This window comes from Solwaraspora sp. WMMB335 (assembly GCF_049179075.1).
Lineage (GTDB): Bacteria > Actinomycetota > Actinomycetes > Mycobacteriales > Micromonosporaceae > Micromonospora_E.
On record NZ_JBMHMF010000001.1, the window covers coordinates 5,799,811 to 5,818,341 of the forward strand.

The window sequence follows — 18,531 nt, forward strand, 5'->3', positions numbered from 1 at the left end:
GTCTAGTTGATCAGCAGGCTGGTGGCCCAGCGGACGTCGGTGCCGGTCGCGACGGTGTGCAGGGTGAGGGCGATTCCGGCGGGGCCGGTGATCAAGCCGGATCGTGCCGGGGTGGTGTCCGTGGCGTGCTGGATCAGCAGGCGCACGATCTGGGGCAGCTGTTTCTGGAGGCTGGTGGTGCGGGCGTCGGCGGCGGCGTACCAGGCCGTAGCGGCAAGTCCTGCCCAGCCGTGACAGAGTGACGGGTCGACGATCCGGCTGAGTTGGAGGTGGTCGGCCAGGCAGCGGGTCAGGGCCTCTTCTGCTGCCTGTTGCCGGGCGTTGTCGTCGAGAGCGATCCCGGCTAGCTGCTGGGCGCGGGCGACTCCGGGGGTGCCGTAGCACCAGGACGGCCGCGCCGGTCCGCTCATGGAGGGTTTCCCGGCGTGCAACTCCGCGACGGTGATCTTCTCTGGCCACCACGGTCCCGCAGGGCTTGTCTGCTGCCAGCGGTCGAGCCACGTGCAGATCTGGCGGATCGCCTCCGTCTGCCCCGGCACCCGGATGTTCTGCCGCATGGCCAGGGCCAGGAGAGCCAAAGGGCCGGCGATGCCGTGCGCCATGCCAAAGTTGGCATGTCCGCCCTGCTCCGGGCCTTCGCGGTCGGCGGGGTCTGCGCTCCACCACCCCGGCGCGAGCCGGCCCGCCTCATCGTCGGTGCGTACCGGCTCGGTGAGTCGGACCAGGTACGCCAGCACCCGCCGGAGCAGAGGTCCCTGCGGGGCGCGGCGCAGCAGGTGGGCTCCCAGGCCGGTCAGCCCACGTACGAGGTCGAACTCCGACAGCGAGGGCCGGGCACGCGCTGCGAGGCGTGCTGTGGCAGCGGCCAGGCGGCGTTCCACCAGGTCATCGAGGGCATGATCAAGCGCGTCCAAGGCTGCTGGGCGGGAGTGCGGCATGGCGATGGTCAGCGCGTGGGTGACAGCGGGTGCGCCGAACCAGAGTCCGGCTCCGCTGCCGTTGTTCAGCGTGTCAGCGGTCGCGCGGCGCAGCCATGCATGGACCGGTTCCCATCCACCGTGTCCTGTCTGCGCTCGCACCCCGTGTAGGAGTGCCACCCCGGCGGCACCCCGGGACAGCGACTGGGCGTACCAGCGAGTGCTGCGTGGCCCGTAGTCGTCCGCTGCGAAATCCGGGGGCGGCGGCTCGGTCAGGGTGTCGGTGATACATGCGGCCATCGCCTCGGCCGCCCGTAGCAACGGTGTTCCCAGCGGTGCTCCGGTCATCGGGATGCTCCTACGGCGCGAGTCCGGCGACGAACCGTCGCCAGCGCGACATGGCGTGCCAACCGATACGTGAGCTGCTCGGCGTCCTCGTCGGGACCGTGAGCGCGAACGAAGTGCAGATGTACCAGCGACGCAAGCACCGAGGCGGGGGTGAGCGGGCCGGCAACGGCGGACAGTTCGGCGGCGTACCGGGTTGCGGCCCTGGAGCGTTCCTGCCATGCATGCTGGATGGGCTCGGGAAGTTCGCTCGGGTCGAGGGTGACCGCTTGACGCAGCACGTCTCGTTGGACCGGTGCCTGCCCGGTCTGCTCGGGGCGCGCCACCAGCCACTCGCATCCGTCGGTGCGGCTGCCGAGCATCGAGGCGGCCAGGTCGACCATGCTCAGGGCGGTCAGTGCCTGCCGATCGATCCCAGACGCGGGCTGCACTGCCAACTGCGCCAGGGCTGCGGTGGAGTCGGCGGCGAAGAGTTTCTCGGCCGCTGCCAGCGCGGTGCCGCAGCCGTAACGACCGGACTCGGGATGGTAGGTATCCAGGCTCCAGTCGCCGGCAAGGCGCTGCTGTCGGAGCCCGGTGACCCACCGGCCGACCCGTACCGTCGCGTCGCGTCGCCGGAGTCACCGGTGTGCAGTCGCAGTCGAAGCTGCGGAGTGGGGCGTCGCATGCGGACGAACCACCACAGCGGCGGCTCGGGCCAGTCGGCGAACAGCGCGGGCAGCCCTCGGCAACTCCAGGAGAAACCGACCGAGCAGCGGCATCGTGTGGACGGCGGCGGCGTGCGCCACTGTCGGCTCCACCGCCCGCCGCCGCGACATCGACACCAGCACCAACCGATCACGCCCGGCAGTCACACCGAGGTCGTCGAGGCCAATCACGTTCTCGGCCACGGGTCGGTGCTCGGCCAGGCTGACCAGCCACGGGAGTACCTGCCGGGAGTTGAGCACGTTCTGGGTGTGCAGCTTGGGCGGTGGGAAGCTCAGTTGCGCTGGCATGGCCCCGGCCACCGCGACCGGAAGGCGTGCGAACTCCCGGCACATCAACTCCCGGTCGGCGTAGGGCAGCCTGTCGAGGAAGCGCCCGCTCGTTGCCATCGCCGAGCGGCCCATGCCGGTCAGCGCGACAGTGAACCGGCCTCGGGTCAGCGCTTCCAGCGAGACGGCGCGGATCTCTGCCGAGACGTCGACGTGAGGGCTGACAGGCCCGGCGACTCCGCCAGTGCCGGCGAGCCATTCGACGGCCGTGTCATCGAGAACCACCTCACGAGCACCGTCGATCAACGCCTGCTGAGCCATCGCGAGCAGGCGCTCGTCACGGCCGGACAGTGGTGCCGCAGGCGCGTCGGTCCCAGTGCCGAAGTGTTCTGGGAAGCCCAACCCGACGAGCGGATCTACCAGCCGAGCGAGCGGCACCACTGCCGTCATCCCGTAGCGGTCGACGAACCGGGCACAATACACACGCCACTCGGGCCGTCCCGCCGGATCTGGCGTCAGCCGTCGTAGCACCTCCACTGATGCGGCGATCTCGGCGGCGACCTGCTCCGGCAGGGCGACCTGATCCGCGAGCTGAAGATCCACCGCGAGCGGCTGGGTGGCCGTTGCCACGCTGCGCATGTGGTCGGCGAGCCCACGAAGGTACGTCGCGCTCGCTGCGCTGGTACTGGTACCACCGAGACGACCATGCAGCGAGCGCAGCTCGGCCCGAAGGGCTCGCTGTCCCTCAGGATCACCGTCGAACACCGCATCAAGGGTGTCCAGGACATGCCTGATTGAGTCTGTGCACGTCGATGGTGGTCGGAGAGCGGAGATCAACACGCCGTGGTCCACCAGGCCGGCAACCATCGCGTCAGCGGACGCGCGTGGGAAGCTTGAGAACGCAGCAGCGACCGTGTTGACCAGCTCAGCCCACGGCAATGGGGCACGGGCGAGTGACACCGCCAGCCGTACCGCTTCGGTGTTTCTCACCGAGATCGCCCCCGCACTTGCGGAGGCGTGCGGCCGGCGCGCCACGACGATCCGAGGCCCGTTCACCAGCGCCAGGTTGTTCGCCTGCAGGGGCAGACGGCGGTGCACGTGGGGCTCAGCTTCAAGGCGCGTTATCAGGGACGCGAGCCAACTCGCGTCCGGCCGTACCCGGATCGCCGGCTGCCCTGCCGGTACCACCGCAGCCACCGTGTCGAACCGCAGGTTTGCCACCCCCGAGAACAACCCGAAGGGCGTCGCACGCCGCTGCGCACGGACCAGGTACCGCGCCAGCGCCAGCGCGATCCGCCACCCTCGGTCCGGAGTAGCGCCTCCTGCGGCGAGGACCGCTTCCACGCGAGCAGCGAACTCAGGGCTGGCGGCCCAAACAGCATCGGCTAGGCCGACCTTCCGCCACGTCGCCTGCAACCAGTCCCCGATACCGGAGGCGTCGCTTCGGTCCGGCCAAGGCACCAGGCCGTCGGGCCATGAGTGAGCGGCAATGCGGATCGTCGCGGCATCGACCGACCGAAACATGAATCGTCCTCCTTCCGTCACGAGGCGCTCCTCCGGGGACATGGCTGGATGTGGGGGCGCCGGTTCCGGCAGGCATCGGGGGATCGCCTGCCGGAACCAGCCTGGGTGTTCGGTCAGCAGTCGCTGCCCTTCACGGTGTCGCAGCCGTCGTCCGTGTCGGCCAGTAGGGCGGCGGCGACCGGACCCTCCGTGACGATCTGCACGTCGAGCTCGAACGGGTCGTTGCTGACGGCGAGCAGGCTGTTCATGGCAACCTCCAATGGGACTGGGATGATGGGTGGGCAGGTAGCCCCCGCAGCTACCGGCACGTTGGCTGGCGGATCGATGAGCCTTTCTGGAACGCCGCACAAGGAGAACTCGCGACGTTCGGCCTGCCCGCCGCCACGCCCTCCCCGGCAGTGACAGCGGGCAGGAGCCTCAGGTACGCCGGACGAGCACCAGATCTTCCGGTGCAGCGCCGACACGGATCCCGGTAGCGTTGATGGCGATCAGCGTTGCGCTCGTGGCGTCCATGCTGCTCCTCCCGCACCTCGGACGTGGGAGTCCGCCGCGAACCTGTCGCAGCATGACCCCACTCCAAGCCGTAGACACATCGCTTGTGGTGATTCCACGATCGCGGTTCTTGCGTAGCCCCGGGAACACCGGCCAATGGGGAAAGTAAGGGGGAGACTTACCGGTCGCCGCGCGCTTGACCAGGAGTTACTATGCGGAAAGCATGATCGGCGCTGGCGGTGATCGGCAAAGCAGGCGTTACGCTCTTGTCGCCGAGGTCCAGGCGGGATGGATCACCGGAGCTAATCGCGTCTCTCGCCGGAGGTGTCGGTGATCAGTCCATATGTGCGTCGTCGCCGGCTCGCTACCGAACTCGTGCTGCTACGGGAGGAACACGGCTACTCCGCTGAGCGGCTCTGCAAAGAGGCAAAGATTGCCAAGCAGAAGGTGAGCCGTTTGGAAAACGCGAGAGTACGACCAGATCAAGACGAGATTATGCGAATCCTCGACCACTTTCGGGTTGACGAGCAGCGGTGGGAAGAGATCATGGCCATCGCTCGCGAGTCCCAGGAGAACGGCTGGTGGGAAAAGTTCCGCGTCGAGATGGGACCCCGCCAGGCCCTCTACGCGGACCTGGAAGCCGGTGCAGAGCACATCTCCGAGTACCACATCACCCTGCTGCCAGGCTTGTTGCAGATCCCGGCGTACACCGAGGTCCGCGCGGTGGCAGATCGCGCCGCCTACCCCCGCAGATTCACCGTGGAGCGAGCACTGGAAGCCCGAGCTGCCCGGCAACGGGTCCTTGACAGGCCCGGCGGACCCACCTACGAAGTGATCATCGATGAGCTCGCGATCCGTCGGCACGCCGCACCGCCGGAGGTCGTCCGCGCGCAGCTTGACCACCTGATCAACGTCGGTCACGAGAAGCAGAAGACCACGATCCGGGTACTGCGGCTGACCGCGCGAATCGCTGGCAACGCGGTACCCCGGTCGTCGTACTTCAGCTATCGATACCCCGACCCGAGCGATCCGGTGGTCGTCGCGGTCGACACCATCACCAGCGACCTCGTCCTCACCGACCCGGACGAGGTGGCCAACTACGCCTCCCTGTACGAGCGCCTGCGTTCCGCGGCCCTCAGCCCCGCCGACAGCCTCGACTTCCTCGCCAGCGTGGCAGAGGAACTGCCCGACTACACCAGGAGATGACCATGCACCCCGAGAAGTTCACCAACTGGCGGAAGTCCAGCCGCTCCGGCGGTGGCGACAACTGCATCGAGGTCGCCTTCGCGCTCGACGGCACCGTGGGGATGCGGGACTCGAAGGACCGGACGGGACCAGTACTGGGGTTCACCCGGGGCGAGTGGACGGCGTTCACTGACAGCATCCGCGACGGTGATTTTGACGCACGCTGAGCTGCTGCCTCGTCGGCGCGCCCGGGAAGCCGGGCGCGCCGCGCTGACCTCGGCCGACATGAGTGTCACTGCTTGCAGGTGCAGTTCATGCTGGTCGGTGCAGTGCCTAGCTCGCCAATCTCGCGCCGGCTCGGAAGAACCCGGACTCCGATACGAACATGAAGTGAAAGTTGCGCTTTCCTGTCGACTTGTTCTCAGCTCAGCGCATCGAGACCAACGTCTGCTCGATGTGTTCGAAGATGTCCGAGTCCGTCTCCTGCTGCCACTCCGGCATGTCTGACCAGTCGACCACGTAGGAAGCCTTCGGGCTGGGAAAGTGTTTGAATATTTGCGCGATCCAGCACAGGGCGACGAAGCGTCCTTTCTGTTCACGGGTCAGCTTCGCGGTTGCGCCGTCGGCTGCCTCGATGAACTGGCAGACCTGCTCATACACTGCGGCGGCACTGTCCCGTTCCCATTCGGGCGTATCATCCCAGGGCGTGACGTAGCCCGGTTTCGGTTCGCCGGGGTAGTGCTTACGGACTCCCGCGATCCATGCCTCGCGGAACACGCGCCCCGGTTCTTCGACCTGCACGCTGGTCCTCCCTCTGGTCGTGTCAGTTCCCTGCCCTTATCAGGGCATTGATCTGGCTGTTGAGATGCCGCACGTGAGTGTCGGCAAGGAACGGCTGCAAGTGGTGGTGTAGTCGGTTGAGTTTGGAGCCGACCACGCCGGAGCCGCTTTGGCGGGCAGTATCGAGGGCGGCGCTGCCGTAGAGCACGATCTGGTGTACGTCGCTACGGTGAACTCCGACTAAGGCGAGGTCTGTCAGGACGGTTCCGCGTCGTCGTATGGAGAGGGTCTGAGACAGAGCACCGGACAGCACCGGCTCGGCCAGGTCTGGGCGCTTCAACTCGACGTAGCAGGCTCCGCGTTCCTCGGCGAGACGGGAGCCGTCGAAGCGCAACCATCCGCCGTTGTGCACCTGGCCGGGCAGGTGGTTGACCTCTTCGGCTTGGTCGAGCGCCCGCCGGCATCCGACGAGGTCGCCGAGGCCCGCGAGAGCCTGCGCCCGCACAGTGTGTGCCCAATGCCGGGTCGACAACGCGCTGTCCCCGTTCTGGGCCAGGCCGGTGGCAACGCCCAGCATCGGTGCCGCGTGCCGGAAGTCGCGCTCGTAGACGCTGATGAAGGCGTGACGGATCATCGCGCACGCCCAGAGGTCGTAGGCAGCGGCTTCTCGGGCGGCGGTCGCTGCCAGGGTGTAGCAGTGCGCGGCCTCGCTGTAGGCGTTCGCGTCGAAGGCAACCTCGCCGGCGAGCTGGAGCAGGTCGGCCGTGATCTCGCAGAGCCGACGGTGCAAGGGTGTTGTGTGGGAGCGACGTAGGTTCGTCGTGAGCGTCGTCAGCTGACGGTTGACCAGCGGTGATACTGCTGCCTTGGACTCGGCTGCGCCGAAGGCCGCCCACAGCTGGGCGTTCAGCCCTTCGTACTCGTCGAGGGTCGCTGGGTCTAGTCGCCTGTTTCCGTCACTGGAGGACTCGATACGCGCCCAGTCGAGCTGGCTGCCCGGGACGGGCGCGGCCAACAGCGCACCTGTCAGGCTCAGCAGGCGTAGCACCTCGCGGCGGTTCATGTCGCCAGTGTCCGTGATCTCCCTGCCGGTCAGCGACTCGCCAGCGTGATCATCACCAGCGGTGAGCCTCTCGCCAGGGGGCACCTGGTGCACAACGGGATCAGAATGGCGTTGGCCACGGGTGATGTAGAAGCCCAGGTCGGCGTCCCGCGATGCCTTCAGCACCGCCCGGAACGCCTCCCGGGTCGTGGGCTTGGGCCAGCGGTGTTCTCCTCGCTCAAGCTTCCCGAGATGGTTGGCGTCCATGCTGGTTCTCGTGCCGTAGGTGTCCCACAGGTAGTTGTTGACCGCCTCGGCGACCTCCTGCCGAGACATCCGTCGGCCTGAGCCGCTCGGGGACAGAAGTCGACGGCGGGCGTCGCTGAGCAGGGTGTTGGGGCCATCTGACGCACCCGACTTCGGTGCCAACCCATCACCGCCCACCGAAACTCGCTGTAATCCTCACGGGCGGCCCTGCAAGGTCACTGCCACCCTCATCCTGGTCTGCTGGACCTCGGCGTCCGTTTGCCGAACGAGGCGACCCGACGGTTCGGTTTGCCGGAATTCCACGCCAGCATGCCAGCGTGACTACCTGATCACAAGACGAACTACCAACAGAACGTCAGACTGACCGCAACCCGTCCGGGTGGCCTGCTCGCCCCTGACAACCACGGCAGTGTCACCAGGAGCTGCCGCAACCAAACGGGTCTACTGATCAGCCGCCAAGCGAGCGTCACGGTGAGTGATGTTCGGCGGAGATCGACGCGCGGTCGTGCCGAAGAGAGCATGTCGGTGGTGGGACAACCTATCCCGATCAGTGTGGTTGTCTAGCCGGTTTTACTTGATCTATCTAGCGGACTAGGCTAGAGTCCATGAAGCGGGTTGACCTCATCAAGAAGCTCGGTGCAGCGGCAGCCAAGGCGGACAAAGAATTTGTGCTGCTTCGGGAGGGCGGTAGTCACTCGATCTTCAGGTGCGGCGGCCAGAAGATCGTCATACCCCGACACAGAGAAATCAACGAACATACCGCGCGAGGCATCATGAGCGACCTCGATGACCAACTTGGGGAGGACTGGTGGAAATGACAACCTACTCCGTGTCCTGCCGGCGAGTCGGCAACTGGTGGGCCATCAGCGTGCCCGAACTCAAAGGCACCCACACCCAGGCCCGCCGACTCGACCAGGTCCCCACCATGGCTCGCGAGGCGATCGCGTTGCTACTCGAGACCGACCCGGCCTCAATAAGCATCGAGGTACACCCAGAGCTTCCCGGAACAGTCGTAGCAGCACTGGACGCCAGGCGGACCGCTCGGGACGCTGACGAGAAGGCCGAACAAGCAACCACAACAGCCGTACGGGCACTCCTGAGCGACGGATACACCGTCCGAGACGCGGGCGCTCTCCTGGGACTGTCGCCCCAACGCATCTCACAGATCGCCGCCCAGAACACCACACGTCCCACGTCAAGCGCGGCGTAGGAACTGCCGGACACGCTGCCGAATCTCACTGTTCTGCCGCGATCCGGGCGCGTTCGGCACCCGTACATCGAGGCAACGTGTGATGCCCCGGCCGCTCGGCCGGGGCATCCTTGATCCTCTACGCGAACACGAAGCTGACTTCCACGATCAGTAATCGCCCGGTCGCGCTGCGCGCTTGCAGTTCTGTGACGTGCCCCCGGCTGGAGATAGCGCTGCGCATCTCCTCGCCGCCGTGCTGTGCGTCTACCTGCGAAGACGTGCGGCTTGAGCTCGATACATGGCTCAGTTGCTGTGCACAGGTTGGTGTCTCAGACGGTGGTCGGCTGGGGCACACCCAGGCGAGACGATGGCCGACCAGGACCGCTCGGCGGGGTTGGCCTGGGCTTCAAGGGCCGCTGGTGGGTCTTGCACGCTTCCGGGCCCCACACCACCTCGCCGGGATCCCCGCTGGGGCGTACAACCGAGAGCTGACAGACTGAGCTGATGACAGCGGGCGATGACGAGTGGTGGTCGGAATCCGAGCCACCTGACCCGGAGGACCTACTGGAACGGGTGGACCGCATGGCTGCCCTGTTGGTCCAAACCGGGAGGGCGTACGGTGACGACTCTTGGCAGCGCTTCGACCGAGAGTACCAACGCGGCGTCAAGAATCTCGACGCCGATCTGCGGCGCCTCGGTTTGAGGTCGCCATTCGTAGTTTGGCCCTCCTTGGCAAGCTGGCACGGAAGCGCGAAGCAACACGGGAGCTACGCCAAGCGGGATGCATATGTCAACGAACGCCTATCCCAGATTCGGGAGCAGCTCCGGAAGCGCATCGACGACAGAACCGCTGGAGATCCCGAGGCGCAACTGCATCACCTTGGTGACAGCGCGGATCGAGCTGTACGCGAACCCGCCGCGGTTCGCCAACAACTCGTACGGCTGGAACGTGCCCTTGGCTCCGATCCGGGCCAGGCTATAGGCGCAGCGAAGAACCTTGTCGAGTCAACGGCAAAGGTCGTTCTGGACGCCCGGGGCCTGGAGGTGCCCAGATCCGCCACGCTGCCCGCTTTGATTGCCGCAGCCCTGCAAGCGCTGGACGCGCACCCCGCGAACGAGGAGCGCCGTCCGGTGAGGGATATCGTCTCCAAGGCGGCCGCCATCGCAAACCACGTAGGCGAACTGCGTAATGAGGCTGGCGATGGCCATGGCCCCCTAGCGCCGCCGACCGGGCTGGAGCTGCGGCACGGGCGCCTAGCTGCCCGCGTCGCCGTCGCTTGGTGCGCCTTTGTGCTGGAGTCCTTGGAGGAGCAGGATAGAACAGAAGCGTGATCGGCGGCGCAGGTCACCGACTCCGACGGCCGGCCTGGTTCAGCAGGACGAGCACTAGTCAGAGCTTGAGGCCAATTCAGCTGGGAACACGGCTGAGCTTCCCCTCATTCGTACAACCTGCGCAATTAGTGCCAGGACTACCTGGGTGACTAGCGATTCGTACCTCTTCCCCGCCTACGATGTGATTTGCCCTGGACGGTCGCGGCACCGCGCAACCGTGCGCTCACCCAGGAGGTCCCGTGTCTCCGCAAGCAAAACCTCGCGGACGAAGTGGAACTTACCTTGGCGAACGGCGTTGATCATTTCGGACCCGGCTGCCATTCCGTTCTCTAGGACGAAGCGTATCGTGACTGACTTCGGCTTTGCGTCCTACGCTCCGCTATGGGTGTGAGACGCCCAGGCAAGGGGCTGGTTCGGCATGGCATCGCGCAACCTGCGAGTTGCGTTGTGAAGCGCGACGGCTGCGGCGTCAGGTGAATCGTGAACAGCTAACGTCCGGTAGAAGTCTTCGGCGATGCCGGCTGCCGGAGCGTCGGCAATAGGCCAAAGCGTAGCAATAACGTGCCGGTAGCCAGCGAGCTGGAATGCAGCCGCTAGATGAATCGCCTCATCGGACAGTAGAATTCCACCACGGCCGGTAGCTGATGAGGATAGGAAGGCAAGTTCCGCGCTGTCCAGCATCAACTTGGCGACGTCCGTAACTGTCAGCACGCGGTCTTCGAGCAGAAGCCCGCTCGTTGACGGATTGGCCAGATCGCTTAAGCTATGGCAGGCAAAATGCGCCCACTGATGCGAGGGCAACGCGTCCATCACATTCGAATATGTGGCATGGCGTCCCTCAAGAACTTTTGCCTGCCCCGGGAATAGGCGATCGATTAATCTCGCCTCTTCTTCCGCGCCTGGTAGATAGGTCGCGCCGGGAGCATGCGGCGTCGCGACTACTAGGACGCGCTCAGAACTCTGCGTCCACTCGTCTGTTCCGTGACTTATGGCGCCTGCCCGGCGGGCATGGATGAGCGCGCGAATGGTTGGGCTGTACGAGGAAATCACTCGATCTATTACGGTCCTAGAGAAATGATTTTGGTGTGAATTATGATAGCCGGCGGCGTGCAATGGCAGGAAGGTCAACAATCCGGACGGGCACCACCACAGCCGTGGCCGTTGCTGATCGCCAGGAGGTTTGCCGGTGAGATGAAGATGTTCTAGTGCCGGGCCGGTAACAGTGTCCCACAGCCATTCCAGTGTCTCGGACAACTGGGCGTTAATTCGCCGGGCTTCTGGCATCTCCCCAGGAAGCGGGTCGTTTAGCGCGGTGAGGAACGCCAAGGCTCGGGTTTCAACATCGTGGGGTGTCAACCCGGGCAAGGGCACTATCTCCACTCCTGCCGACGTCAAAATCAGGGCATCGCAGCGGATGTCACTGATGTTGACAAGAACGACCGGACCCGCGCTCGCGGCCGACAGCAAGTCATCAATTGCGGGAGGGGTCAAGAAGCGCTCGAAGCCGGGCAAGGCCCGAATCTCACTAACTAGCTGGTCAAACTGCTCGGCCAGCATGAAGCGGTGATCAAGAGCTCGGCGTGTTGACGGCATGCCGTCTGTATCGTCACCTAAAAGGTGCTCATAACCCTGCCTGAAACCTTCGGTTCCCGCAACGTCTATCGGGTGGTCGAGGGCATATCGCAACTGAGCGAAGCGTTCAGCAAGAACTGGGCGATGTTTGGCAAGACTGCTAAGGTCAGGCCGCGTGTCGAGGACTTGGCTGAACAAAACTGCCCGACCTTGCTCCCACAGCTCGACAGCGAGCTGTACCCGGCCTGCTTGCAGGGAACATGCCACGGCATTTGATACCAGCCCTGATAGCCCCACTAGATTGTGTTCTCTGTCGTTCTGACTTAGGCTCCGGGGGGCGGCGGCTGCAAAAAGACTTATTGCCGCTGCATACCCCTCAACTGCTCGTTGCCAGTCGCGCTGCGCTGCCGCAGCTGCTCCCCACTCTCTTGCCGCGCTAGCCCGTTGTCCGGCCGGAGCTGTTTTGACTTCGACCGCGCGTTGGCTGGCGAACACGGCTTGGTCGAGGTCGGCGAGGTCGCCGGTGCGTTCGTACCGGGTGCGCAGGGCAGCGCTGAGGATTGCCAGGTAGCCGGCTTGGTTGGGGTGGTCGCTTGGGGTGGTGTCGATTGCGCGTTGGCTGGCGAACACGGCTTGGTCGAGGTCGGCGAGGTCGCCGGTGCGTTCGTACCGGGTGCGCAGGGCAGCGCTGAGGATTGCCAGGTAGCCGGCTTGGTTGGGGTGGTCGCTTGGGGTGGTGTCGATTGCGCGTTGGCTGGCGAACACGGCTTGGTCGAGGTCGGCGAGGTCGCCGGTGCGTTCGTACCGGGTGCGCAGGGCAGCGCTGAGGATTGCCAGGTAGCCGGCTTGGTTGGGGTGGTCGCTTGGGGTGGTGTCGATTGCGCGTTGGCTGGCGAACACGGCTTGGTCGAGGTCGGCGAGGTCGCCGGTGCGTTCGTACCGGGTGCGCAGGGCAGCGCTGAGGATTGCCAGGTAGCCGGCTTGGTTGGGGTGGTCGCTTGGGGTGGTGTCGATTGCGCGTTGGCTGGCGAACACGGCTTGGTCGAGGTCGGCGAGGTCGCCGGTGCGTTCGTACCGGACCCATAAGATGAATCCGAGATTAGACTCGAACGCTGCTCGGCCTGGATGCTCCGCTGGCGTAGCCGCTACTGCCCGCTCGGCGGCGTTCAGTGCACGGTCCAAGTCGATCAACTCGCCGGTACTCTCGAACCGGATCCGCAATGCTGCTGCCAAGTTCGACAGATATTCGGGCTGGTTAGGATCATTGGGTGGAACTGCCGCGACTGCGCGCTCGGCGGCGTCGATAGCTTGGTGTAGGTCCGTTATCTTGCCGGTGCGCTCGAAGCGGATGCGCAATGCGGTCGCCAGGCTCGACAGGATCGCGGCTCGATCTGAGGCATCGGATGGAAGTGTCCCCATCCGCCGGAATGAACCAATCGCTGTGTTCAACGCATCAGCATCGTCCGATCGTAGCGCCTGTTGTAGTTGTTGCGCGGCTTGAGCGCCGACTGCGCTGGTCAACCGTGGGCGGATCGCTGCAACTTCCTGAAGTAGCTCTTGGGCGGACTCTGCTCGTCCAATTGCCAGAAGGGCGGCGCTGAGGTTGTTGAGCGCGGTGGCGAGGTTGGGCAGGAAGGCGTCTGGCGCGCTGGCGGCTAGCTGGCGGTAGAGGTCGATGGCTTCTTGGCCGGCGGTTAGTGCCTCTTCGCGGCGGCCGACCTCGGACAGGCGGGCACTGAGGTTGTTGAGCGCGGTGGCGAGGTTGGGCAGGAAGGCGTCTGGCGCGCTGGCGGCTAGCTGGCGGTAGAGGTCGATGGCTTCTTGGCCGGCGGTTAGTGCCTCTTCGCGGCGGCCGACCTCGGACAGGCGGGCACTGAGGTTGTTGAGCGCGGTGGCGAGGTTGGGCAGGAAGGCGTCTGGCGCGCTGGCGGCTAGCTGGCGGTAGAGGTCGATGGCTTCTTGGCCGGCGGTTAGTGCCTCTTCGCGGCGGCCGACCTCGGACAGGCGGGCACTGAGGTTGTTGAGCGCGGTGGCGAGGTTGGGCAGGAAGGCGTCTGGCGCGCTGGCGGCTAGCTGGCGGTAGAGGTCGATGGCTTCTTGGCCGGCGGTTAGTGCCTCTTCGCGGCGGCCGACCTCGGACAGGCGGGCACTGAGGTTGTTGAGCGCGGTGGCGAGGTTGGGCAGGAAGGCGTCTGGCGCGCTGGCGGCTAGCTGGCGGTAGAGGTCGATGGCTTCTTGGCCGGCGGTTAGTGCCTCTTCGCGGCGGCCGACCTCGGACAGGCGGGCACTGAGGTTGTTGAGCGCGGTGGCGAGGTTGGGCAGGAAGGCGTCTGGCGCGCTGGCGGCTAGCTGGCGGTAGAGGTCGATGGCTTCTTGGCCGGCGGTTAGTGCCTCTTCGCGGCGGCCGACCTCGGACAGGCGGGCACTGAGGTTGTTGAGCGCGGTGGCGAGGTTGGGCAGGAAGGCGTCTGGCGCGCTGGCGGCTAGCTGGCGGTAGAGGTCGATGGCTTCTTGGCCGGCGGTTAGTGCCTCTTCGCGGCGGCCGACCTCGGACAGGCGGGCACTGAGGTTGTTGAGCGCGGTGGCGAGGTTGGGCAGGAAGGCGTCTGGCGCGCTGGCGGCTAGCTGGCGGTAGAGGTCGATGGCTTCTTGGCCGGCGGTTAGTGCCTCTTCGCGGCGGCCGACCTCGGACAGGCGGGCACTGAGGTTGTTGAGCGCGGTGGCGAGGTTGGGCAGGAAGGCGTCTGGCGCGCTGGCGGCTAGCTGGCGGTAGAGGTCGATGGCTTCTTGGCCGGCGGTTAGTGCCTCTTCGCGGCGGCCGACCTCGGACAGGCGGGCACTGAGGTTCTCAAGAGACAACGCTAGCCCTGCAACGGCATCAGGTTCATTGCGCTGAACAACAGTGCGATACAACGTGACAGCCTCAGCTGCCGTTCGCACCGCGACGGTTCGGCTGCCTCGAGCCGCGAATACCTCCGCTTGGCGAGACAGAGCGTATGCGAGATCCGACGCGAACTGGTCCGGTTGCTTATCGACTCTTTCTCGGTACAAGTCGACGACTTCGTCGGCAAGGATGGGACGCCGCCCATGTGCCGCCATCGTGACTGTGCCGGCCTGGAGGAGGGCTAGGAGGGCGCTCATGTGGAGAGTTAGCGGACTGCCGTAGCGGTCGGCGTCCAAGTCCTCGGGAGGAATGACTTGTGCTGCGAGGTCTTGCCAGTCGGTGCCGGGGTCGATGGCGGGTAGGGCGGCGGCGAACGCGGTGACAGCACGACGGTATGCCTGGCGTCGGGCGGACAACGTGTCATCCAGGGGCGGCAGCGTGGATGTCGTTGCCGTTTCTAGGGCGTCGGGGTGATGCAACTTTAGATCGCGCCACCAGTCGCCCTCAGTGCGTGCGAGCAGTAGCACCCGGACTGGGGCGGTGTCGGCGGCGTTCCACAACAGCGGTAGCAGCCGCCCGAGCTGCTGGGTCCGGGTCTCGGCGTAGTCAGCGACGAGAAGTACTCCGGGGACGGCGGTGTCGGAAGTGTCGGCAAGGGGAGACAGGTCGAGGCTCTGGCCGGGAAGATCAGCGCGGATGAAGCCGGCGAGCCAACCCCTCTCGGTCATCGTGTGTACGAGTTGCCGAGCAAACCGGGTCTTGCCCTGCCCACCCGGACCGCGCACGAGGCGGATCTCAAGGAGCGACTGCGGATCGCAACACCATTCCACATGGCTGCTGAGCTGAGTTTCTCGGCTACGAAACGGCACGACTTCCTGATCGGCGCGCAACAACGTCGCTGGGGATCGCCGACTTTGGGGGGCTAGCCGCGGGTGGGAGAGTAGATGGGCTAGCTCGACCGACTCCGCTTCCTGCCATGCCTCTGTTTCCCCGAGCTGGGCCGCAAGGACACCACGGAAGTGGGGGTCGGCGAGCAAGCGGTGTACTGGTAAGGCGGTAAGTCTATCGTGAGGAAAGCCCGGCAGATCGACCACCAGCACACCGGTGAGCAACCCGTGGACAAACACGCCTGCGCCCGAAGCTCCGGACCACGGTGACACGGAGTCGTCCTCAGTGGGTGAGACGGGGGCCGCGCTAGTGATCTTGATGTCGTGCCGGCCAACAACGGCCCCTGAACCCGGGTTGATGAATCCCGATATGTGATCATCAATGCGGAGGCCGTCCGGGTCTCGGAGTACTCGAGGATAGCCGATCGCCTCGCAGGGCATTCCGCCAGCACGACCAGTCATCATACCGAACGAAACGGCGCTCGTCGGCCCCGCCGTATGCGGCGAATCTTGATCAATCTCGACGAGTGCAGCATCCATGCCCCGTCCGGGGACGGGGTGCGCCTCGTAGCGTTCGGGCCAGACCACGCTGCCAGTAAGGAGTGCCGCTCGTTGGTAGGGCCCGACTTGAATCGTGGCCAGCGGAACGCCGGTGCTGTCGAAGACGACATGAGCTGCCGTGAGTACTAGACGTCCGCCGATAAGGGTGCCAGTGCCGATGCGGTACTTGCCGTTCGGTAGAGGACTGCGTAGCAGCGCCACGCGTTGCCCCGGCACTCCGATTGGCACTGCAACCGGCCCGGCTATTCCTCGTCGGAGATCAGCGGACTCCGCCCATCCTGCGTCTTGGGCTTGAGTTCCAGCGTAACGGTGTGAGTGGCGGAGCGCCCGACGCTGCCGCCGGCGGCGAGTTCAACCACCCAGAACCTTACGCCGCCTTTCGCTTCCGCGTCGGCGGTGACTTCAACCGCGAACTCCATGGTCACAGTACCGACCTCGAACCGTAACGCTTCGTGCTGTCCTGCTGTCATTGCGTCGTTCAGCTCGGCCCGAAGCGCTTTGACAGCCTCCGCCAAGCCAGCCACGGTGCCCGCTGGCCGGGTCTCTTCCCTGGACATGCTCGCATCCCCTTCAGGTCGGCTCCGCACGCGGAAACTCGTCTGATAGCCAGCGTGCGACGGGCACACCGAATTTCGTTAACCTCGGGCTGAGCTTACTGCGGTGCCTGCTTGGTGGCGGGTGGGGCTCGCCAGCAACCACGCGGAGGTGACCGTAGACGGATTGAGCAACCGCTCCGCGGGAGGTTTTCGGATTGTCCAGTTCTGTGGTGCCTGGCCAGGGAAGCGAACCTACGGCACCCCGCCGGGCATGATTTGCCATGGGGATCGAGGGGTGTGCTCATCCCCGCTGTCTCCGTGATCGCGTCAGGGGATAGGTCGCCTTGACGATCAGTGTGCCTGACGGCACTGCATAGTTCTGTGACGTGCCCCCGGCAGGATTCGAACCTGCGCTCCCGCCTCCGGAGGGCGGTGCTCTATCCCCTGAGCTACGGGGGCTCAGCGACCCAGGAAGATTAGCAGGCCCGGGCCGCCGTTGCCGAACCGGTATCCGTCGCGGTGCCTCAGGCGGCGCGAGTGGTCCGGGCGCAACTCGGCAGCAGGTGCGTGACGATGCCGCGCGGCAGCCGTCGGGGCAGCTCGGAGCTGACCCAGGAGCCGTCCACCACGATGTGCGCGCCACGGCGGTCCGGTCCGGACAGTCGCAGCAGGAACTCACGCGGCAGCGGCGGATCCAGTGATGGCGTCAGGATCATGAAGCGGATCTGGCCGCGTACCGAAGCGGCGGACAGCACGTCGGCGGCGGGCGTGGTGCCATGCAACCGGGTCCGTCCCAACCACCACAGATCCGTACGGTGGTCACGGGCGGTACGCATCAGATCCGGGTAGACGGTGTCCACCCAGTCGCTGACCGCGGCGACGCACAGCCCGCAGGCCCGCTCGGCCGGCCGCTTGGGTGCCAGCCCCCACGCGTCGAGGTAGTGGCCGACGTCGGTCGGGCTCAGCGCCAGCCCGAACCGCCGCTCGACCAGCGTGGCCACCGTACGCCGGCTCCAGAGCTCGTCCGCCAGGGCATACTCCTGCGGCCAGCGGCCCCGCAGCATGTCGATGAGTTCGAGTTCCTGTTCCGGTGTCAGCCCGCCGGCGTCACCGGTACCTGTCCCGCGACGGCGGGCCGCCACCGCGCCGTCACCGCCGAGCCGGTGCCGACGGCACCAGCTCGTGAGCGATCTCCTTGTGTCACTTAGCACTGCCCCCACGTCAGGACCAACGAGGCTGTTTCAGGACGGTAGCGATATGTAGCCAGAAAAGGTCCCGAGAGCCGCCGATGCGACTCAGTCGACCAAATCGGGCGAATCGCCGAATCCTGGATTTACCCGCCGACCTGCGACTGCAGGGTACGGATCAGCTCGATCTCCTTCTGCTGACCGTTGACCATCGTCTCGGCCAGCCAGCGCACCTCATCGTCGTCGGACAGCTCGAGCACCCCGTCGGCCATGTGGATGCCGCCCAGGTGGTGAGTGAGCATCAGCGACAGGTAAAGCCGGTCGAAGTCGGGTCCGGACGCCTCCCGCAACTCGGCCCGCTGGGCGTCGGTGGCCATCCCCGGCATCAGCCCGTCGACCACCGCCCACTCGCCGGCGACCTCCATCCAGTCCATCCGGGGCCGGGTGCCGGTCGGCTCCAGCCCCCACTCACGCAACCAGGTCTGCATCATGCCGATCTGGGCCTGCTGGGTCAGCGCGATGTCGCCGGCCAGGGTGCGCACCGCCGGATTCTCACTGCGCTCCAGCGCCAGCATGGACATCTCGACCGCCTGCGCGTGGTGTGTCGACATGTCCCGGGCGAAGCCCGCCTCCGGTGCGGTGTCGCCCGGCCGCAGCAGGCCGGGGGTGAGCAGGCCGGCGGCGTACCCGAGCAGCAGGCCGACCACGACGGCGGCGGCCAGCCAGGCGGTGCCGAACCGGCCCCGGCTGCCGGTTCCACCCGCCCCGTCACCCCGCGTCGCGGGCTCGTCCGAGGCGTCCGTCGCGGGCTCGTGGTGCGCGGCCGGCCCGTCCGACGCGATGCCGCTCATCGCGTC

14 protein-coding genes, 1 tRNA gene and 1 pseudogene are annotated in these 18,531 nt (G+C 66.0%); 5 read left to right on the plus strand and 11 right to left on the minus strand.

The genetic code is table 11. From position 1 onward, the window contains the following. Positions 1-2: 2 nt before the first annotated feature. From ACN27F_RS25260 to ACN27F_RS25275, 4 genes and pseudogenes are all read right to left on the minus strand, one after another. Positions 3-1,265, minus strand: a complete 1,263-nt coding sequence (locus ACN27F_RS25260) for a lanthionine synthetase C family protein (RefSeq protein WP_421437580.1) — start codon at positions 1,263-1,265, stop codon at positions 3-5. After that, a pseudogene (locus ACN27F_RS25265) lies at positions 1,262-1,855 on the minus strand (thiopeptide-type bacteriocin biosynthesis protein); the annotation flags it as partial. The pseudogene ACN27F_RS25265 and the gene ACN27F_RS25260, both read right to left, overlap by 4 nt. Positions 1,856-1,882: 27 nt before the next feature. Next, positions 1,883-3,802, minus strand: coding sequence for a lantibiotic dehydratase family protein (locus tag ACN27F_RS25270; protein WP_421437582.1), 1,920 nt, complete (start codon positions 3,800-3,802; stop codon positions 1,883-1,885). A gap of 71 nt (positions 3,803-3,873) precedes the next feature. Beyond that, on the minus strand, positions 3,874-4,008 hold the full coding sequence (locus ACN27F_RS25275) for an FxLD family lanthipeptide (protein WP_016815038.1): 135 nt from the start codon (positions 4,006-4,008) through the stop codon (positions 3,874-3,876). A gap of 574 nt (positions 4,009-4,582) precedes the next feature. Here ACN27F_RS25275 and ACN27F_RS25280 point away from each other — a divergent pair. Next, complete coding sequence (locus tag ACN27F_RS25280) at positions 4,583-5,458, plus strand: helix-turn-helix domain-containing protein (protein ID WP_421437584.1); 876 nt, start codon at positions 4,583-4,585, stop codon at positions 5,456-5,458. Next, complete coding sequence (locus tag ACN27F_RS25285) at positions 5,455-5,664, plus strand: DUF397 domain-containing protein (RefSeq protein WP_421437586.1); 210 nt, start codon at positions 5,455-5,457, stop codon at positions 5,662-5,664. Before ACN27F_RS25280 ends, ACN27F_RS25285 begins: the two co-directional genes overlap by 4 nt. 199 nt (positions 5,665-5,863) lie before the next feature. Here ACN27F_RS25285 and ACN27F_RS25290 read toward each other — a convergent pair whose 3' ends face one another. Together ACN27F_RS25290 and ACN27F_RS25295 are read right to left on the minus strand one after the other, a co-directional pair. Further along, a complete protein-coding gene (locus ACN27F_RS25290; RefSeq protein ID WP_421437588.1) occupies positions 5,864-6,238 on the minus strand; it encodes a hypothetical protein in 375 nt (124 codons plus the stop codon). A gap of 22 nt (positions 6,239-6,260) precedes the next feature. Continuing rightward, on the minus strand, positions 6,261-7,595 hold the full coding sequence (locus ACN27F_RS25295) for a transcriptional regulator (RefSeq protein WP_421437590.1): 1,335 nt from the start codon (positions 7,593-7,595) through the stop codon (positions 6,261-6,263). Positions 7,596-8,131: 536 nt separating this feature from the next. Between ACN27F_RS25295 and ACN27F_RS25300 the strand changes: the two genes are divergently transcribed. The 3 genes from ACN27F_RS25300 to ACN27F_RS25310 all read left to right on the plus strand — a co-directional run bounded on the left by ACN27F_RS25300 (position 8,132) and on the right by ACN27F_RS25310 (position 10,047). Next, positions 8,132-8,344, plus strand: coding sequence for a hypothetical protein (locus ACN27F_RS25300; protein ID WP_421437592.1), 213 nt, complete (start codon positions 8,132-8,134; stop codon positions 8,342-8,344). Beyond that, a complete protein-coding gene (locus ACN27F_RS25305; RefSeq protein WP_421437593.1) occupies positions 8,341-8,736 on the plus strand; it encodes a type II toxin-antitoxin system HicB family antitoxin in 396 nt (131 codons plus the stop codon). Before ACN27F_RS25300 ends, ACN27F_RS25305 begins: the two co-directional genes overlap by 4 nt. A 483-nt stretch (positions 8,737-9,219) precedes the next feature. Further along, complete coding sequence (locus ACN27F_RS25310; RefSeq protein ID WP_421437595.1) at positions 9,220-10,047, plus strand: abortive infection family protein; 828 nt, start codon at positions 9,220-9,222, stop codon at positions 10,045-10,047. Between the two features lie 369 nt (positions 10,048-10,416). Here ACN27F_RS25310 and ACN27F_RS25315 read toward each other — a convergent pair whose 3' ends face one another. From ACN27F_RS25315 to ACN27F_RS25335, 5 genes are all read right to left on the minus strand, one after another. Next, entirely contained in the window at positions 10,417-16,152 is a 5,736-nt protein-coding gene (locus tag ACN27F_RS25315) for a tetratricopeptide repeat protein (RefSeq protein ID WP_421437597.1), read from the minus strand. 41 nt (positions 16,153-16,193) lie between these two features. Then, positions 16,194-16,508 (minus strand): trypco2 family protein, encoded by a 315-nt coding sequence (locus ACN27F_RS25320; RefSeq protein WP_421437599.1) that lies wholly within the window; start codon positions 16,506-16,508, stop codon positions 16,194-16,196. Between the two features lie 366 nt (positions 16,509-16,874). After that, positions 16,875-16,946: transfer RNA gene (locus ACN27F_RS25325), tRNA-Arg, on the minus strand. A 65-nt stretch (positions 16,947-17,011) separates the two neighbouring features. Next, the gene (locus ACN27F_RS25330; RefSeq protein WP_421437601.1) at positions 17,012-17,629 is read right to left on the minus strand and encodes a helix-turn-helix domain-containing protein; all 618 of its coding nucleotides are present in this window, start codon (positions 17,627-17,629) and stop codon (positions 17,012-17,014) included. 191 nt (positions 17,630-17,820) lie between these two features. Then, entirely contained in the window at positions 17,821-18,525 is a 705-nt protein-coding gene (locus tag ACN27F_RS25335; RefSeq protein WP_421440434.1) for a DUF305 domain-containing protein, read from the minus strand. Positions 18,526-18,531: the final 6 nt, after the last annotated feature.

Coding starts and splice junctions, on each gene's coding strand:
- ACN27F_RS25295 (WP_421437590.1), bottom strand. CDS start 7,595: ATGTCTCGGCAGGAGGTCGCCGAGGCGGTCAACAACTACCTGTGGGAC.
- ACN27F_RS25335 (WP_421440434.1), bottom strand. CDS start 18,525: ATGAGCGGCATCGCGTCGGACGGGCCGGCCGCGCACCACGAGCCCGCG.
- ACN27F_RS25285 (WP_421437586.1), top strand. CDS start 5,455: ATGACCATGCACCCCGAGAAGTTCACCAACTGGCGGAAGTCCAGCCGC.
- ACN27F_RS25270 (WP_421437582.1), bottom strand. CDS start 3,802: ATGTCCCCGGAGGAGCGCCTCGTGACGGAAGGAGGACGATTCATGTTT.
- ACN27F_RS25310 (WP_421437595.1), top strand. CDS start 9,220: ATGACAGCGGGCGATGACGAGTGGTGGTCGGAATCCGAGCCACCTGAC.
- ACN27F_RS25275 (WP_016815038.1), bottom strand. CDS start 4,008: ATGAACAGCCTGCTCGCCGTCAGCAACGACCCGTTCGAGCTCGACGTG.
- ACN27F_RS25320 (WP_421437599.1), bottom strand. CDS start 16,508: ATGTCCAGGGAAGAGACCCGGCCAGCGGGCACCGTGGCTGGCTTGGCG.
- ACN27F_RS25305 (WP_421437593.1), top strand. CDS start 8,341: ATGACAACCTACTCCGTGTCCTGCCGGCGAGTCGGCAACTGGTGGGCC.
- ACN27F_RS25260 (WP_421437580.1), bottom strand. CDS start 1,265: ATGACCGGAGCACCGCTGGGAACACCGTTGCTACGGGCGGCCGAGGCG.
- ACN27F_RS25300 (WP_421437592.1), top strand. CDS start 8,132: ATGAAGCGGGTTGACCTCATCAAGAAGCTCGGTGCAGCGGCAGCCAAG.